The 17,088-nt window shown below is 70.4% G+C and carries 11 protein-coding genes; 10 read left to right on the top strand and 1 reads right to left on the bottom strand.

Annotated elements, in window-relative coordinates:
• The first annotated feature begins 2 nt into the window (after positions 1-2).
• From I3V78_RS06850 to I3V78_RS06875, 6 genes are all read left to right on the top strand, one after another.
• The gene (locus I3V78_RS06850) at positions 3-2,045 is read left to right on the top strand and encodes a carbohydrate ABC transporter permease (protein WP_338023479.1); all 2,043 of its coding nucleotides are present in this window, start codon (positions 3-5) and stop codon (positions 2,043-2,045) included.
• Positions 2,045-2,923, top strand: a complete 879-nt coding sequence (locus tag I3V78_RS06855; RefSeq protein WP_204485509.1) for a sugar ABC transporter permease — start codon at positions 2,045-2,047, stop codon at positions 2,921-2,923. The genes I3V78_RS06850 and I3V78_RS06855 overlap by 1 nt, the downstream gene beginning before the upstream one ends.
• Before the next feature lie 49 nt (positions 2,924-2,972).
• On the top strand, positions 2,973-3,803 hold the full coding sequence (locus I3V78_RS06860) for a glucodextranase DOMON-like domain-containing protein (protein WP_204485510.1): 831 nt from the start codon (positions 2,973-2,975) through the stop codon (positions 3,801-3,803).
• 80 nt (positions 3,804-3,883) lie between these two features.
• Complete coding sequence (locus I3V78_RS06865) at positions 3,884-6,103, top strand: hypothetical protein (protein ID WP_204485511.1); 2,220 nt, start codon at positions 3,884-3,886, stop codon at positions 6,101-6,103.
• Between the two features lie 102 nt (positions 6,104-6,205).
• Positions 6,206-7,183: a glucodextranase DOMON-like domain-containing protein gene (locus I3V78_RS06870; protein ID WP_204485512.1), complete on the top strand. Its 978-nt coding sequence runs from the start codon at positions 6,206-6,208 to the stop codon at positions 7,181-7,183.
• Between the two features lie 91 nt (positions 7,184-7,274).
• The gene (locus tag I3V78_RS06875; RefSeq protein WP_204485513.1) at positions 7,275-8,435 is read left to right on the top strand and encodes a fatty acid desaturase family protein; all 1,161 of its coding nucleotides are present in this window, start codon (positions 7,275-7,277) and stop codon (positions 8,433-8,435) included.
• Here the strand turns inward: I3V78_RS06875 and I3V78_RS06880 are convergent.
• Positions 8,337-10,001: an alpha-amylase family glycosyl hydrolase gene (locus I3V78_RS06880; protein WP_204485514.1), complete on the bottom strand. Its 1,665-nt coding sequence runs from the start codon at positions 9,999-10,001 to the stop codon at positions 8,337-8,339. The genes I3V78_RS06875 and I3V78_RS06880 overlap by 99 nt on opposite strands.
• 157 nt (positions 10,002-10,158) lie before the next feature.
• Between I3V78_RS06880 and pulA the strand changes: the two genes are divergently transcribed.
• The 4 genes from pulA to I3V78_RS06900 all read left to right on the top strand — a co-directional run bounded on the left by pulA (position 10,159) and on the right by I3V78_RS06900 (position 17,062).
• Positions 10,159-13,914 (top strand): pullulanase-type alpha-1,6-glucosidase, encoded by a 3,756-nt coding sequence (gene pulA, locus I3V78_RS06885; protein ID WP_204485515.1) that lies wholly within the window; start codon positions 10,159-10,161, stop codon positions 13,912-13,914.
• A gap of 118 nt (positions 13,915-14,032) precedes the next feature.
• Positions 14,033-14,785 carry a nickel pincer cofactor biosynthesis protein LarB gene (larB, locus tag I3V78_RS06890; protein ID WP_204485516.1) on the top strand — a complete coding sequence of 251 codons (753 nt, stop codon included), beginning with the start codon at positions 14,033-14,035 and terminating at the stop codon, positions 14,783-14,785.
• 3 nt (positions 14,786-14,788) lie between these two features.
• On the top strand, positions 14,789-15,961 hold the full coding sequence (larC, locus tag I3V78_RS06895) for a nickel pincer cofactor biosynthesis protein LarC (RefSeq protein ID WP_204485517.1): 1,173 nt from the start codon (positions 14,789-14,791) through the stop codon (positions 15,959-15,961).
• Positions 15,962-15,985: 24 nt separating this feature from the next.
• The gene (locus I3V78_RS06900; protein WP_204485518.1) at positions 15,986-17,062 is read left to right on the top strand and encodes a dipeptide epimerase; all 1,077 of its coding nucleotides are present in this window, start codon (positions 15,986-15,988) and stop codon (positions 17,060-17,062) included.
• The last annotated feature ends 26 nt before the right edge of the window (positions 17,063-17,088 follow it).

The following is a 17,088-nucleotide window of genomic DNA, read 5'->3' on the forward strand; positions in this document are numbered from 1 at the left end:
GCGTGAGCAACGTCGTCCCCCAGCCCCCGAGCGGTGAACCCGGCAACCCGGCCGCCCTGCTCACCGACACTGGGATGTCGGCCCTTCCTCCGCCACCCACGGAGAAGCGCCCGCTGTACCGTGGCCGGGTCCTCGTGGGACTCGCCCTCGCGCTGGGGGTGTCGTTGCTGCTCGCCCAGGGGCTGCTCGCCAGCGCCCTGGAGAGCGTGTCCGTGGAGCGCTCGGACCGGCTGACCTTCGTGTCCCTGCGCGCGCTGGAGGACGTGGTCCAGCGCGCCGGGGGCACGGGGGATGCGGTGCGCGCCGTGGTGGGCTCGTGGAAGGCGCAGATGCCCGAGGGCAGCGCCGCGCGCGTCATCGCCTTCTCGGGCATCAAGCTGGAGGCGTCCACCTTCCCCGAGGACGTGGGGGAGCGCGCCGCGCCGCGCCGCCTGTCGCGCGAGGAGAAGCCCCTCTATGACCGGGGCCAGCGGCTGCGCGCCTCGGTGGACACCAACCGCGAGGAGGGCTCGGCGCGCAAGCTGGAGGTGGAGGCCGAGGCGCTGCCCGCGGGCGGACGTCTGTTGAGCGCGCCCGTGGAGGTGGAGGGCGCGGTGGTGGGCATGGTGGAGATGGCCACGGCGCCGCTCGCCGCGCCGCTGGCGCCCTCGCTCGGCTCGCTCCTGCTCTGGTGGCTCCTGCCGCTGGCGGTGTGCGCCGGGGCGGCCTTCGCGGTGCGCCGCCAGGGCGTGCTCGTCGCCGTGTCGGTGGTGGCGCTGCTCGTGGGCCTGGGGGGCTATGCCTCCTACTCGCTGGGCACGCTGGGCGCCGAGGTGCGCGGCACGCAATCGCTCGTGGCGGAGCGGCTGCGCACCATGGCCGAGCGGGCGCGGGCGGTGATGGCCGAGCACCAGCTCGCCACCGAGCCCGCGCTGCGGCCCGGGGACTGGGACTCGGACGCCTACCGCCGTCCGCTGGGCCTGGTGACGCCCGAGGGCCAGGTGAACGACGCGGTGGTGTCCTCGCGTCTGTTGGAGCTGCGCTCGGGCGTGGGTCAGGCCATGGGCGCGCTGGGCGCGGTGTCGCTCGCGCTGCTGCTCTTCATCGGACTCGGGGGCGTGCACCGCACGGTGGCCACCATCCGCGAGAACAGCACCGCCTACGTCTACATCGCGCCGGCGATGGTGGGCATGCTGGTGCTCGTCTTCTTCCCGTTCTTCTACGGCATCGCGCTGTCGTTCACCGACTCCACGCTCTACAACGTGGGCCAGCCGCTCTCGAATCTCTGGGTGGGCGTGCGCAACTACGTGGAGATCCTGGGCGACTTCAACATCGCCCGGCGGGCGCAGGACGGCTCGCTCGTCTTCAACTACCTCAACTTCTATTACACGCTCTTCTTCACGGTGGTGTGGACGGTCACCAACGTGGCGCTCGGCGTGACGCTGGGCCTGGTCCTCGCGCTCATCCTCAACGTGGACAAGCTGGCGATGCGGCCGGTGTACCGGGTGCTGCTCATCCTGCCGTGGGCCATGCCCAACTACATCACCGCGCTCATCTGGAAGGGCCTGTTCCACCAGCAGTTCGGCGTGGTCAACCACATCATCCGCATGTTCGGCGGCCAGGGCCTGTCCTGGTACGACACGCCCTTCACCGCCTTCATCACGGTGCTCACCACCAACGGCTGGTTGAGCTTCCCGTTCATGATGGTGGTGTCGCTCGGCGCGCTGCAGTCCATCCCGCTGGAGCTCTACGAGGCGGCGCGCGTGGACGGCGCCTCACGCTGGCAGCAGTTCAAGGCCATCACCCTGCCGTCGCTCAAGCCCGCGCTGGTGCCGGCCATCATCCTGTCGGTGGTGTGGACCTTCAACCAGTTCAACGTCATCTTCCTGGTGACGGAGGGTGAGCCGAGCAACTCGACGGAGATCCTCATCACCCAGGCGTACCGCTACGCCTTCCAGCGCTACCGCTACGGCTACGCGGCGGCGTACTCCACCGTCATCTTCGGCATCCTCTTGCTCTACAGCATGGTCCAGAACCGGGTCTCGCGCGCCACGGAGGCCGCCTGATGTTCTCGCGTCGCGAAGGCTTCCCCCACTGGCCGCTGCACCTCTTCCTGGTGTTCTTCACCCTGTTCGCGCTCTACCCGCTCTTGTGGGTGGTCTCCATCGCGTTCTCGGGCAAGCAGAGCCTGGCCATCACCACGCTGCCGGAGGACCCCACGTTCGCCGATCGGGTGCGCGCGGTGATTCCGTGGCCGGAGACGTGGTCCCTGTCCAACTTCACCGCGGTGATGACCGAGCAGCCCTTCGGTCACTGGCTGTTCAACAGCGCCGTCATCGCGCTGGGCACCACGGTGGTGGGCGTGTTCCTCGCCTGCACGGCGGCCTATGCGTTCAGCCGCTTCAAGTTCAAGGGCCAGCGCGCGGGCATGATGGCCTTCCTCGTGTCCCAGATGTTCCCGGGCACGCTGATGCTCATCCCGCTCTACATCATCCTCGTGCAGGTGCTGGGGCTGGGCAACTCGCGCCTGGGCCTGATGATCGTCTACGCCACCACGTCCATTCCCTTCAGCGTGTGGATGCTCAAGGGCTACTTCGACACCATCCCCCGGGACCTGGAGGAGGCGGCGCTCATCGAGGGCGCCACGGTGGGGAAGATCTTCTGGACCATCATCATGCCCCTGGCCAAGCCGGCGGTGGCGGTGACGGCGCTCTTCTCCTTCATGACGTCGTGGAACGAGTTCATCCTCGCCGCCACGTTCATGGACCAGGAGGCGATGTACACCGCGCCCGTGGGCCTGCGCTTCTTCGTGGGTGGCTACTCGCAGCAGTGGGGCTTCTTCTCCGCCGGCGCGATCATCGTCTCCATCCCCGTCGTCATCCTCTTCCTGTTCCTGCAGAAATATCTCGTCTCCGGCCTCACCGCCGGCAGCGTCAAGGGCTAGCCGTCCGGCCCCGTCCCCGAAGTGTCTTACCCCGAAGGAGAAGTCGCAGATGAAGACCTCACGTCTCGCGCTGTTCACGCTCGCCGCCGCGCTGCTGGGCGCCCCCGCCCTGGCCGCCAACAAGGTGTCCTTCAAGGACCCCTCCGGGGATGACAAGGGCCCGGGCAAGTACACGTACCCCACCGACCCCGTCTACAAGCGCGGCTCGTTCGACCTGACCGACTTCTCCCTGGAGAAGAAGGGCGACAAGGGCGAGCTCACCATCGGGCTGAACACGAGCCTGGAGAACCCCTGGAAGATGGGCGCGGGCTTCTCCGTGCAGATGATCTTCGTCTTCATCGACACGGACGGGAAGGAAGGCAGCGGCTCCACTGACGGCCTGCCCGGCCTGAACGTGAAGTTCGCGCCCGCGCACGCCTGGGACAAGGCCATCATCATCTCGCCCCAGGACGCCTCGCGCGTGAAGGCCGAGGTGGGCAACAAGGCCAGCGCCCAGAAGGACAACATCATCGTCCCCTCGCGCGTGAAGGGCTCGGGCCGCAAGATCACCGCCTCCTTCGACGCCTCGGGCCTGCAGGGCGAGCCCTCGCAGTGGCGCTACCAGGTGGTCGTGCAGTCCAGCGAGGGCTTCCCCTCCGGCAATGATCTGCTCACGCGCAAGGTCAACGAGTACGAGGGCCAGCACCGCTTTGGCGGCGGCACGGACGGCGACTGCGATCCGCACGTGATGGACGTGCTCGCGGGCGCCGGCAAGGGCGACGCGTCCGAGGCCCAGGCCCAGTACGACATGCTCGCCTACGAGTGCGCCGAGGATGGCACGGCCAAGAAGGCGGCCACGCTCACCATGGTGGGCGAGGCGGCTCCGGCGGAGAAGAAGTAGTTCACGGCATCGCGCATCGCCGTTGACCGGGGCGCAGCCGCGCCCCGGTCCGGTTGTTTCAACGGAGGGGAATCACCCACATGAAGATCAAGTCCATGCGGAAGGGCGCCGCCGCCCTGGCCGCCACCGCCATCGTGTTGCCCGCAGTGCCCGTGCTCGCCCAGGAGGCCCCCCGCCTCCAGATCGGCGGCACCACCTACACCAAGTGGCTCGCCGGCAGTCAGCGCCTCCAGGGGTCGCTCTACAACTTCACCACCGTGCCCGGCGAGGGCTTCGGTGACAACGGCGTCGGCACGGAGCTGGAGCTGTTGCTCAACGCCCGGCTCTCCAGCCAGGTCGAGGTGCGCGGCCGCATCCACAGCCGCTTCAGCCAGAACTTCTGGACGAACTTCGGCGGCTTCGGTCCCAGGTCGGAGCCGTGCGTCGCGGGCGACTGCGGCGAGTTCGATCCGCGCTCCAACCAGTACATCAAGCTGCGCGGCATGGCCGTCACGCTCACGCCCGGCTACCTCATCGACTCGGCGACGATTGGCGCGAACGACTTCGGCCAGTTCGATCCCTTCATCGTGGGCCGCATCCGCTACATCGATCGCGACAACGCGGCGGGCCTGCTGGTGCAGGGCTCGTCCTTCGAGCGCCGCCTGACGTGGGACACGGCGGCCATCGCGCTGCCGCGCTTGTGGGCGGGCCCGGGCTTCAAGACGGGCGACTACCACGCCACGGACGCCTCCTACGTCTTCCAGACGCGCTACGCCGTCAATGACATGTTCGACGTCGGGGGCATCTTCCAGTACGCCCGCGACAACGAGCTGAGCATCACGGACACCAATCCGGACAACGGCCGGGACCTCTACCCGCGCTTCCGCAACGGCGTGGGCGGCCTCAAGGCGGGCTTCCACACCGATGCTGGCGTGGACATCCGCGGCTCCTTCTTCCGCTCCTACGCCCATGCCGAGAACTCGAACTACTTCGGCACCGACCCCGATGATCCGCGCTTCGTGCCCAAGAGCTTTGGCCTGAACGGCACCTCGCCGGTGCCGGTGGGCAAGCACGTGGACAACACGTGGAAGCTGGACGTGTCGCTGAGCGACCCGCTGGACATTGGCCTGTCGCTCAACGCCCAGGCGTTCAGCATCGGCTCGGACTACGTGGCGCTCATGGCCGCCCGCCGTGAGTCCGACGTGCTGCTCACCGAGGGCACCGACGGCACCTTCGCCTTCCCGGGCCCCAACAACCGCAAGTACGGTGTCTTCGCGGGCAACCCCGCCGTCATCGGCTATGGCGGCTGGACGAACGAGACCCAGCAGGTGGCCACGATCAACGTGGACAACGAGTTCACCGACTTCGACGAGCCCATGGCCCAGACGGTCATCGGCTGGAAGGGCGTGACGCTCAACCCGGTGTACACCAACGGCGCGCTGGACATCGCGGGCGAGTACTCGTTCATCACCTACAACACCAACTGGCAGGCCTGGGGGGATGACACCCGGTCCATCACCGACACGCTCTACCCCGGCGCCGAGCTGGACTCGGGCGTGCTGCACAACTTCCGCTCCGCCTACCAGCCCTTCCAGGACAAGCGCACGCAGATCGCCGTGCTCAAGGCCCGCTACGTGCTGGACTTCGGCAAGGGCGTGGATGTGTTCGGCAAGGTCAAGTACATCCACGAGACCGACAAGCGCCTGAACAACCGCAAGTACCTGCCCTTCGAGGACGGGGCCTGCCCCACGGACGGCTCGGCGCCCTGCGCGGACACCAAGCGCTACTACGACCCCGAGGGCAAGTTCTCCACGGGCGACTACTACAGCAACCCGGGGCTGGTCGCGGGCGGCGAGGGCTTCGCCTTCAAGCCGTTCAACGACATCTCGGATGACGACCGCACGCTCAACTACACGAGCTTCAACCTGGGCGCGGGCTACCAGTTCAGCGACGACTTCTACGCCTCGCTGAGCTACACCAAGTTCCTGGCCAACCTGCAGGACGGCAACACGGCCTTCCAGTCGTACAACCTGCACGAGATGGTGTCGGGCAAGCACGACAAGAACCTGGTGTCGGTCAAGGCCAAGTACATCCTGGCCGGCGTGGAGTTCGGTCTCGAGGGCCAGTACCTCTTCGGCACCTTCACCCCGGACTTCGGCACCGGCTACGTGCCGCAGCGCGCGGACGAGGCCATCGCCAAGACCTCCGAGGTGCCGGTGGGCTCGCTGGGCTTCTCCAACCGCTACGGTGGCTGGAACAGCCTGGAGACGCGCCACTTCACCCAGGCGCGCCTCAAGGCCTTCATGAAGGCGCAGTTCTAGCCGTTCGTCTCCCGTCGCATCCCGGGGCCCGGTCCGCACGCCAGTCGCGTGGGGCCGGGCCCTCTTCATGTCCGTTCGCCGCGCCCAAGGAGTGCCGCCGTCATGTCCGCCCGTCTCCCGCCGTTGCTCCTGCTCGCCGTCCTGGCGTGTGCCTGCCGAGGCACCCGCGCGAGCACGCCTCTCTTCGTCCTCGAAGACCCCCGGGGCGATGACCACGGGGATGGTCAGCTGAGCTACCCGCTGCGTGAGGACATGCCGCGCGGCTCGCTGGACCTCTTGTCCCTGCGCGTCTGGCCGGAGCAGGGGGGCACGCGCTTCGAGGCCACCTTCGCGCGGCCCATCGTCGCGCCCTGGCGCCGCACGGTGGACGCGGCGGGCACCACGCTCGCGGACCAGGCGCGGCTGGGCTTCTACACCTTCAACCTGGACGTGTACGTGGACCAGGATCGGCGCGAGGGCTCGGGGAGCACGGACACGCTGCCGGGCCGCCAGTTGGTGCTCGCGCCGGACAGCGCGTGGGAGAAGGCGCTCATCCTCACGCCGCGCCCCTACGAGGCGCGCGACATGCTGCGCAAGCTGTGGCGCGAGGCGGCCCTCGTCGAGGCCCAACGCACCCAGGGCTCGCTGGGCGAGGCCGCGGTGAAGGCCGTGGAGGCCGAGGTGGAGCAGCGGCTGGACACGCGCGTCTTCTTCCCCACGCGGGTGCGGGTGGCGGGCGCCACCGTGTCCTTCGTGGTGCCCGAGGCCTTCCTGGGCGGACCGGCCCGGGCCTCGTGGGGCTACGCGGTGGCGGTGACGGGCGCCACGCTCAACCAGCGCGTGGCGCTGCCCGCGTTCCTCGGCGGCGTGACGACGCCCGCGGAGCGCGGCGTGGCGGTGATGGGGATTGCGCCGGGCGTGTCACAGGAGCGCTTCGGCGGGGGCCGCGTGGGCGGCGGCGCGCAGTCACCCGTGGTGGACCTGGTGGTTCCCGAGGGCGTGCGACAGGAAGACGTGCTCGGCCCCGCGCTGCCGCCCTGGCCCGCCGTGGTGCCGATTCCCGAGCGCTCAGAGCCTGAGAGTCCGCATGAAAAACCCTGATGTCCGCGCGGGGTTCGGAATGTGTCGTCGCCGCGCGTGAGCGCCTCACTGGAGTTCCGGCGCGCGGGTACTCCTGGTACAGGCGCGAGGCATGACCGCCTTCTCCGCCGAAGAACTCGATGAACATCTCGCGCGAACGGCTGGCCGACTGACGCGGGAGCTGCACCAGGCGCGCCCGGTCCTCTACTGGACGGATCTGCTGCTGTCCGTGGCCGTGGGCTACACCGGCATGTTCCTGGCGCTGAGCCCCCTGGCGCTCGGCGTGCGGCTGGGCGCGGGCGTGGTGGGCGTGCTCGGCCTGTACCGTGGGGTCAGCTTCATCCACGAGCTCACCCACCTCAAGGCCAACGCCGTGCCGGGGTTCTGGTGGGCATGGAACGCGCTCATCGGCGTGCCGCTCCTGCTGCCCTCGTTCTTGTACGAGGGCGTGCACAACCTCCACCACGTGCCCTCGCGCTACGGCACCGCGCGGGATCCCGAGTACCTGCCGCTCGCCCACATGCGGCCCGGCTTCCTGCTCGCCTTCCTCGTCGTGTCGGCGCTCGCGCCGCTGTTGCTGGTCGTGCGCTTCGCCCTGCTCGGGCCCGTGTCGTGGTTCTGGCCGGGCCTGCGACGCGGGGTGGTGGAGCGCGCCTCGTCGATGATCATCGAGACGCGTTTTCGCCGCCCGCTCCCCGAGGGGCCCCGCGCGCGCGAGTGGTGGGGGCTGGAGCTGGCCTGCTCGCTCTGGGCCTGGACGGTGGTCGTGCTCGTGCTCACCGGACACGTGCCGCTCGCGACGGTGGGCGGGGTGCTGGGCATGGCCAGCGCGGTGGCCCTGCTCAACCAGGTGCGCACGCTCGTGGCCCACCTGTGGGAGAACGACGGCGCGCCCATGAGCATGACGGCGCAGTTCCTGGACTCGGTGAACGTGCCCCCACCGGGCTGGACGGCGGCGCTCTGGGCGCCGGTGGGGCTGCGCTACCACGCCCTGCACCACCTGTTGCCGGGGCTGCCCTACCACGCGCTGGGGGAGGCTCATCGGCGCCTCGCGACGCTCATGCCCCCGCCGGCGCCCTATCCCCGCGCGAGTCACGCGGGGCTGTGGCGCCTCGTGCGTCGGCTCTTCGCCCAGGCGGCGCGCCACCGCGGGGGCTCGGGGCCGGGGGGCGTGCTACCGAAGGCGCCAGACGCCCAGGCTCCGAGCGGGCAGGGTGACGCGCCAGGCGCCGCCTTCCCGCACGGGGGCATTCACGGCGGCGTCCAGGAATAGCGGCTCGGCGCTGTCGCCCTCCAGCTCGAAGGGCCCCGCGCTCGCGCTGGCGTCCCCCAGGTTGTGCACCACGAGCACGCGCTCGCCCTCGTGGGTGCGCAGGAAGGCCAGCGTCGCGTCGCGCGTCTGGGTGGAGGTGAGCAGCACGAGGCCGCCGCGCGCCAGGGCGGGCGTGGCGTGGCGGGCGTGGATGAGCGCGCGGTAGCGCGAGAGCAGCGAGCCGGGCGCCGCCGTCTGCGCGGCCACGTGGGTGGTCCGCTGGCCCGGCGCGAAGCCGAACCAGGGCGTGCCCTTGGTGAAGCCGCCTCCGGGGCTCGCGTCCCAGGGCATGGGCGTGCGCTTGGCCTCGTCGTTCGACGTGGTGCCATTGAGCAGGCCCAGCTCCTCGCCGTAGTAGAGGAAGGGCGCGCCGGGCAGGGTGAGCAGCAGCGACGCCGCGGTGGTGAGCTGGCTCGTCGAGCCGTTGAGCTGCGTGGCCACGCGCACATGGTCGTGGTTGGTGAGGAAGGGCGCGTCGGCGACCCCCACGGGGTAGCGCGTGCGCATCTCCGCGAGCTTCAGGGCGATGCCGGCGCCGCTGCTCGTGCGCGCCGCCTTGATGATCTCCTCGGCGAGCGGGAAGTTGAAGTTGAGCGGCAGCTCGTCGCCCTGGGGCACCTGGGCCGTGGAGCCGTAATACGGAGCGATGAGGGGCGTGGTCGTCCAGGCCTCGCCCACCAGGGCGGCGTCCGGCTTCACGCTGCGCACGTGCGCGGCGAACTCCTTCCAGAAGGCGTGGGACTCGGCCGTGTCGGCCTGGCCGGTGAGGCCGCCGCCCGTCTCGATGAGGTAGCGCACGGCGTCCAGCCGGAAGCCGTCCACCCCCTTGTCGAGCCAGAAGGTGGCCAGGCGTTTGGCCTCCTCTCTCACCGCGGGGGTGCGCATGTTGAGGTCCGGCATGCCGCCCCAGAAGACGCCGTAGTAGTACGCGCCCTGGAGTGCGTGCCACGTCGAGCCCTGCGCGAACACGTCCCAGGGCTGCTTCCAACCCGGGTCCGTCGCGCTCCACAGGTACCAGTCCCGCCGGGGGGAGTCGGGCGAGGCGGCGGCCTCCTGGAACCACGGGTGCTGGGTGCTCGTGTGGTTGATGACCAGGTCCACGATGACACGCATGCCCCGGCGGTGGGCCTCGGCGCACAGCCGCTCGAAGTCCGCGTTGGTGCCGTAATCCGGGTTGATGCGCTCGTAGTTCGTCGTGTCGTAGCCGTGGTAGCTCGGCGACTCGAACACGGGCATGAGCCACAGGGCGTCCACGCCCAGGTCGGACGTGGTGCTCGGATCCCCGTCATTGAGGTAATCCAGGCGCGAGATGAGGCCCGCCAGGTCGCCCTTCCCGTCCCCGTTGGAGTCCTGGAAGCTGCGCACGAAGACCTCGTAGAAGACGGCGTGCTGGTACCAGAGGTCGCCCGCGGGTGCGGCGAGTTCCACTCGGGGCGCGGGCGGGCTGTCGGTGGGGGTCGAGGGGCCGGTGACGCACGACGTCAAGGCGACCAGGGGCAGGAGGCGCGAGGGGGAGAAGCGCGGCATGGCGGAAGGCTTAACAGCGCTCGCCCGCCGCGTGCCAGTGGCCTCAGGTGAAGGGGTGGGGCGCGTCTGCTATACGCGAGAGGACCTCACGGTGTTTCCGTGTCCCCGGAGGACGGGGTCCGCGCCGCGAGGGTTTCCCCCCGACAAGTGAGTCCCCATGATTCTCTCCTCTCCACCTCTCGGACGACGCCGGGCGCGGGCGCTGCTGGGCGCGCTCGTGTTCGCCTCGGCGGGCAGCGCGCTCGCGGCGCCCTCGAACGTGTCGCTCGTCGGCTCCGTGTGTCCCTCGAGCACGCCGTGCTCCGCGCTCACCTTCGACCCGGGGGACAACGCCTGGCAGGGCTCGTTCCCGCTGGAGGAGGGCACCTACACCTTCCAGGCTTCCGTGACGGAAGGGGGCGTCACGTCCGTCTACGGCCAGGGGGGTGCCAAGGACGGGGCCGCGTTCACGCTGAACCTCACTGCGCCGGCCACGGTGAAGTTCTACTACGACGAGCGGTCGCACTGGATCACCACCCGGTACAACGCGGTCATCGCCGTGGCGCCGGGCAGCTTCCAGAGTGAGCTGGGTTGTCCCGGGGACTGGCAGCCGGATTGTCTGGGCTCGTGGCTGAAGGATCCGGACGGGGATGGCATCTACACCTTCTCCACCACGTCGCTGCCCGCGGGCAGCTACGAGGGCAAGGTCGCCCTCAACGAGAACTGGGACGAGAACTACGGCGCGGGGGGCGCGCGGAATGGTCCCAACCTCGGCTTCTCGGTGCCGTCCAACGGTCTGCCCGTGATCTTCACCTATGATTCCGTCTCGCACATGGTGACCATCGAGGTGGTGGGCGCGCCCAAGGGCGACATCCAACTGCGCCGCGCGCACTGGGTGTCCCCGGAACTGCTGGTGTGGGAGCCCTCGGGGACGATTCCCGCGACGGCGACCTTCTCGCTGCACCACGACCCCACGGGCGCCATGGCGCTCGGTCCCACGGGCATCACCGGCGGACAGTCCCTCGCGCTCACGCGCGAGCCGGCGGGCCTGCCCACGCTGATCCGCGAGAAGTTCCCCCACCTGGCGGGCAAGCCCGTGTTCCGGATCGGGGACGCGGACCTCATCAAGGTGAAGGACATCCTCAAGGGCCAGGTGGCGCTCACTGCGGTGAACGCCGACGGGAACCTGCTGGACGCCGCGGGCGTGCAGATGCCCGGCGTGCTGGACGAGCTCTACGCCAATGACACGGCCCTGGGCGTCGTGTGGAACGGCAACGTGCCCACCTTCCGGCTGTGGGCGCCCACCGCCCGCCGGGTGGTGCTGCGCCAGTACACCACCGACACGACGTCGACCTTCACCCCGACGCCGATGACGCTCGATGCCGCCACGGGCGTCTGGAGCGTGGTGGGCGGCACGCTCATCAAGAACAGCTACTACACCTACGAGGTCGAGGTGTACGTGCCGGCCCTCAAGGCCGTGGTGAAGAACGAGGTGACGGACCCGTACTCCCTGAGCCTGTCGCTGAACAGCCGACGCAGCCAGGTGGTGGACCTGGCGGACGCGGCGCTCGCGCCCGCGGGCTGGACGTCGTTCGCCAAGCCCGCGCTCGCGGCACCCGAGGACATCGTCCTCTACGAGCTGCACGTGCGCGACTTCAGCATCCAGGACGCCACGGTGCCCGCCGCCCGGCGCGGCACCTTCCTGGCCTTCGCCGAGTCCGAGTCCAACGGCATGAAGCACCTGCGGGGCCTGGCCGCCAAGGGCCTCACCCACGTGCACCTGCTGCCCGCGTTCGACATCGCCACCATCGAGGAGGACCGCACCCAGCAGCAGGAGCCCTCGGGCGACCTGGGCTCCTACGCGCCGGACTCCGACATGCAGCAGGCGGCGGTCAACGCGGTGAAGGACCAGGATGGCTTCAACTGGGGCTACGACCCGTACCACTACACCGTGCCCGAGGGCAGCTACGCGGTGAACCCCAACGGCAACGCGCGCATCCTCGAGTTCCGTCAGATGGTGAAGGCGCTGTCGGACAGCGGCCTGCGCGTGGTGATGGACGTGGTCTACAACCACACGGCCTTCGGCGGTCAGGCGGACAAGTCGGTGCTCGACCGGATCGTGCCCGGCTACTACCAGCGCCTCAACGCCGACGGCAACGTGGAGACCAGCACCTGCTGCCAGAACACGGCCTCCGAGCACGCCATGTTCGAGAAGCTCATGGTGGACTCGCTCGTCACGTGGGCGAAGCACTACAAGGTGGACGGCTTCCGCTTCGACCTGATGGGCCACCACATGAAGGCCAACCTGCTCAAGGTCCAGGCCCGGCTCGCCGCGCTCACCGTGGCGAAGGACGGCGTGGACGGCTCGAAGATCTACCTCTACGGCGAGGGCTGGGACTTCGGCGAGGTGGCCAACGGCGCCCGGGGCACCAACGCCACCCAGCTCAACATGGCCGGCACCGGCATCGGCACGTTCAGCGACCGGCTGCGCGACGCGGCCCGCGGCGGTGGCCCCTTCAGCGGGCTGCAGGAGCAGGGCTTCATCAGCGGCCTGTGGACCGACCCCAATTCGTCCACCTCGGGCAGCGCCGAGGACCAGCGCCAGCGGCTGCTGCACCACATGGATCAGATCCGCGTGGGTCTGGCCGGCAACCTGCGCGACTACACGTTCACCGACAGGAACGGCACGGTCGTGACGGGCGCCGAGGTGGACTACAACGGCCAGCCCGCTGGCTACACCCTGGATCCGCAGGAGGTCATCACCTACGTCTCCGCGCACGACAACGAGACGCTGTTCGACGCCGTGCAGTTCAAGGCGCCCGCCGCGGCGTCCATGGACACGCGCGTGCGCATGCACAACATGGGGTTGAGCCTGACGGCGCTCGCGCAGGGCATCCCGTTCTTCCACGCCGGTGACGAGCTGCTGCGCTCCAAGTCGCTGGACCGCAACAGCTACAACTCGGGCGACTGGTTCAACAAGCTCGACTTCACCTACGCGTCGAACAACTGGGGCGTGGGCCTGCCGCCGGAAGGGGACAACAAGGACAACTGGCCCGCGATGCGCACGCTGCTCGGCAACGCGGCGCTCAAGCCCGGTCCGGCCCACATCCAGCGCTCCCTGGAGCACTTCGGCGAGCTGCTGCGCATCCGCAAGAGCGCGTCCCTGTTCCGTCTGCGCACCGCCGCCGACATCCAGGCGCACGTGCGCTTCTTCAACACCGGCCCGTCCCAGATTCCGGGCCTGCTGGTGATGAACATCCAGAACGCGGACGCCACCGACGGCTTCACGGACGCCGTCATCGTCTTCAACGCCACCACCGAGTCGCACGTGTACCGCATCGACGACTACGCGGGCCGCGACATGGAGCTGCACCCGGTGCAGCGCGACTCGTCGGACATCGCCCTGCAGGACGCGTACTTCCAGGCGTCGGGTGACTTCGTCGTGCCGGCGCGTACCACGGCGGTGTTCATGAACCCCTACACGCCCCCGGTGGACGCGGGGACGCCGGACATGGATGGCGGCATCGACGCGGGGCCGGGTCCGGGCTCGGACGCCGGGATGCCCACGGACGGCGGCACGGGCACGGACGGCGGCACGGGCACGGACGGCGGCATCGACGCGGGGCCGGGTCCGGGCTCGGACGCCGGGACGCCCGTGGACGGTGGCTCCGAGGCGGACGCCGGGACCGACGTGGACGCGGGCTCGCCGGGTGAGGACGACGGCGGCACGGAGCCGGGCCCGGATGCGGGCACGCCGCCGGGTGCCGACGCGGGGACCACGCCGGTGCCCGACGCGGGCGCGCCGGTGACGCCGCCGACGGGCGAGGAGCCGGGCCAGGGTGGTTGCGGGGGCTGCGCCGGCTCGGGCGGGGGCTCCGTCGCGGGCCTCGCGCTGCTGCTGGGGGGCCTCCTGCGCTCGCGCCGCCGTGCGTAACGGCGGGGTGCGGTAGGTGACACGGGGGCCCCGGGCACGCGTCCGGGGCCCTCGTCGTTTCGGCCCTGGGGCCGCTTGTCGCGTGCGGCGCCCTCCGGAGTGGAGTAGACGTGCGCCCATGGACGAGAAGACGCTCACCCGACTGCTCGAGCAGGTGAAGGGCGGCAAGGTTTCCGTGGATGCCGCCGTGGGGCAACTCAAGGACCTGCCCTTCGCCGAGCTGGGCTATGCGACCCTGGACACGCACCGCAGCCTGCGCTTCGGCTTCCCGGAAGTGGTGCTGGGCGAGCCGAAGACGGTGGAGCAGCTGCTCGGCATCGTGGGCAAGCTGATGGAGGTGAAGCAGCCGGTGCTGGTGACGCGGCTGCAGCCGGACAAGGCCGAGGCGCTGCTCAAGGCCCACCCCAAGGGCGAGTACCACGCCGTGGCGCGCATCTTCCACGTGAAGCAGGGCAAGCCCAAGGCGGGCCGGGTGGCGGTGGTGACGGCGGGCACGAGCGACATCCCCGTGGCCGAGGAGGCCGCGCTCACCGCGGAGGCCATGGGCGCCACGGTGAACCGGGTGTACGACGTGGGCGTGGCGGGCATCCACCGGCTCTTGCGGCGGCGCGAGGAGATTCAATCCGCGCACGCGGCCGTGGTGGTGGCGGGCATGGAGGGGGCGCTGGCGAGCGCGGTGGGCGGCCTGGTGGGCATCCCCGTGGTGGCGGTGCCGACGTCCGTGGGCTACGGGGCCAACTTCGGCGGCGTGTCCGCGCTGCTGGCCATGGTCAACTCGTGCGCCTCCAACGTGGCCACCATGAACATCGACAATGGCTTTGGCGGCGGCTTCTACGCGGCGCTCATCTCCCGCACCAAGGGGCAGCGTTAGGCCATGCGCAAGGTCCTCTACCTGGAGCCCGTGGGCGGCATCGCCGGGGACATGTTCCTCGCGGCCGGCGTGGACCTGGGCCTCTCGCCGGAGGCGCTGACGCAGGCGCTGTCGGGGCTCGGTGTGCCGGGCTGGAAGCTGGCGGTGAAGCGCGCGGTGCGCCACGCCATCAGCGGCACCCACCTGGACGTGGTGCTCGACGAGCGCGAGGCGCACCCCCACCGGGCCTACGCGGACATCCGCCAGCTCATCGAGGCGGCGCCCTCCCTGCCGGCCCGGGCCAAGGAGCGGGCGCTGGCGGTGTTCCGCGCCATCGGCGAGGCCGAGGCCAAGGTGCACGGCGTGTCCATCGACGACATCCACTTCCACGAGGTGGGCGCGGTGGACTCCATCGTGGACATCTGCGGCGCGGCGGTGGTGCTGGAGCTCCTGGGCGACCCGGAGGTGTACGCGGCGCCGCCACCGCTGGGCAGCGGCACCATCCGCGTGGCCCACGGCAACATGCCCATCCCGGTGCCCGCCACGCTGGAGCTGCTGCGCGACCTGCCCGTGCGCTTCGAGGGCGTGGGCGAGCTGACGACGCCCACGGGCGCGGCCCTGCTCAAGGTGCTCGCCCACATCGGCCCGCCGCCGCCGGACTTCATCACCGAGCGCATCGGCTATGGCGTGGGCACGAAGGACTTCCGCGACCGGCCCAACGTGCTGCGCGCGTCGCTCGGCCGGGCCGAGGCGCGGGCCGAGGGGCTCTGGGTGCTGGAGGCCAACCTGGACGACTGCACGCCGCAACTGCTCGGCTACCTGCTGGAGCACGTGCTGGTGCGCGGCGCGCTGGACGCCTGGGTCGTCCCCGCGACGATGAAGAAGGCGCGGCCGGGCCACGTGCTGAGTGTCCTGGTGGAGGGCGGGGTGAAGGACTCGGTGACGGACCTGCTCCTGCGCGAGTCCACCACGCTGGGCGTGCGCTCCTACGCCGTGGAGCGCCGGGCGCTCGAGCGCGACTGGGTGGAGGTGGAGACGCCCTGGGGCCGGGTGCGGGTGAAGCGCGGCCTGCGCCAGGGCGAGGTGCTCAACGCCCACCCGGAGTTCGAGGACTGCCGCCAGGTGGCCGAGGCCGCGGGGGTTCCCCTCAAGCAGGTGATGGCGGCGGCCCTCGCGGCGCTCGGCACCTCCCGCTAGCCCGCTGTCTTCCCGAGGATTGTCATGCACCCGACCCGCATCACCGACCTGCGCTTCGAGCCGCTGGACCTCTCCCTCACCGAGCCCTTCGCCATCGCCACGGGCGCCCCGGACATGGCCAACAACGTGCTGGTGCGCCTGACGTTGGCGGATGGCACGGTGGGCCTGGGCGAGGCGGCGCCCTTCACGGCGGTCTCCGGGGAAACCCAGGCGAGCACGCTCGCGGCCCTGACGTCCGTGCAAGCGGCGATGCTGGGCAAGGACGCCTCCGCGTGGCGGCCCATCGGCGCGTGGCTGGGCGAGGCCCTGCCCCAGGCGCCCTCCGCGAGGTGCGCGCTGGAGTTGGCCCTCCTGGACGCGCTGTGCCGCCACCATCGGATGCCCCTGGCCACGTTCTTCGGCGGGGCGGGCACGGGCCTGGACATCGACATGACGGTGACGGCCGGGGACGAGGCCCACGCGGCCTCCTCGGCGCGGGCCATCCGCGCGCGGGGCATCCGCACCATCAAGGTGAAGGTGGGCGCGCTGTCGCCGGAGGAGGACGTGCGGCGCATGGTGCACATCCGCCGCGAGGCGCCCGAGGCCCGGCTGTTCGCGGACGCCAACGGGGGCTACACGGTGGCGGGGGCGCGCGCGTTCCTCTCGGGGCTGGAGGCCGCGGGCATTCCCCTGGCGCTCTTCGAGCAGCCCGTGCCGCGCGAGGACTGGGAGGGCATGGCGGAGCTGACGCGCTCCTCGCGGGTGCCCGTCTGCGCGGACGAGTCGGCCCGGACGGTGAAGGACGTGGTGCGCCTGGCGCGCGAGGGCGGGGCGCACGGCGTGAACCTCAAGTTCATGAAGAGCGGCGTGGGCGAGTCCCTGGCCATGTGGAACGTGGCGCGCGCCTTCGGCATGGAGTTGATGATGGGCGGCATGGTGGAGAGCACCCTGGCCATGAGCAGCGCGGTGCACTTCGCCGCGGGCCTGGGCGGCTTCGACTACGCGGACCTCGACACGCACCTCTTCATCCGCGAGCACCCCTTCCAGGGGGGCCTGCGGGTGGACGGGGGTCGGGTGGACGTGGGCCACACCGAGGCCGGACACGGCGTCACCTTGGAGTAGAACCTCGCGGTGAAGTGAAGGGGGCA

Source organism: Archangium primigenium (genome assembly GCF_016904885.1).
GTDB lineage: Bacteria > Myxococcota > Myxococcia > Myxococcales > Myxococcaceae > Cystobacter > Cystobacter primigenius.

Excerpts from the sequence above, each read along its gene's own strand:
- I3V78_RS06860 (WP_204485510.1), top strand. The coding sequence starts at position 2,973 with ATGAAGACCTCACGTCTCGCGCTGTTCACGCTCGCCGCCGCGCTGCTG.
- I3V78_RS06880 (WP_204485514.1), bottom strand. The coding sequence starts at position 10,001 with ATGCCGCGCTTCTCCCCCTCGCGCCTCCTGCCCCTGGTCGCCTTGACG.
- I3V78_RS06870 (WP_204485512.1), top strand. The coding sequence starts at position 6,206 with ATGTCCGCCCGTCTCCCGCCGTTGCTCCTGCTCGCCGTCCTGGCGTGT.
- I3V78_RS06855 (WP_204485509.1), top strand. The coding sequence starts at position 2,045 with ATGTTCTCGCGTCGCGAAGGCTTCCCCCACTGGCCGCTGCACCTCTTC.
- I3V78_RS06875 (WP_204485513.1), top strand. The coding sequence starts at position 7,275 with ATGACCGCCTTCTCCGCCGAAGAACTCGATGAACATCTCGCGCGAACG.
- larB (WP_204485516.1), top strand. The coding sequence starts at position 14,033 with ATGGACGAGAAGACGCTCACCCGACTGCTCGAGCAGGTGAAGGGCGGC.
- pulA (WP_204485515.1), top strand. The coding sequence starts at position 10,159 with ATGATTCTCTCCTCTCCACCTCTCGGACGACGCCGGGCGCGGGCGCTG.
- I3V78_RS06900 (WP_204485518.1), top strand. The coding sequence starts at position 15,986 with ATGCACCCGACCCGCATCACCGACCTGCGCTTCGAGCCGCTGGACCTC.
- larC (WP_204485517.1), top strand. The coding sequence starts at position 14,789 with ATGCGCAAGGTCCTCTACCTGGAGCCCGTGGGCGGCATCGCCGGGGAC.
- I3V78_RS06865 (WP_204485511.1), top strand. The coding sequence starts at position 3,884 with ATGAAGATCAAGTCCATGCGGAAGGGCGCCGCCGCCCTGGCCGCCACC.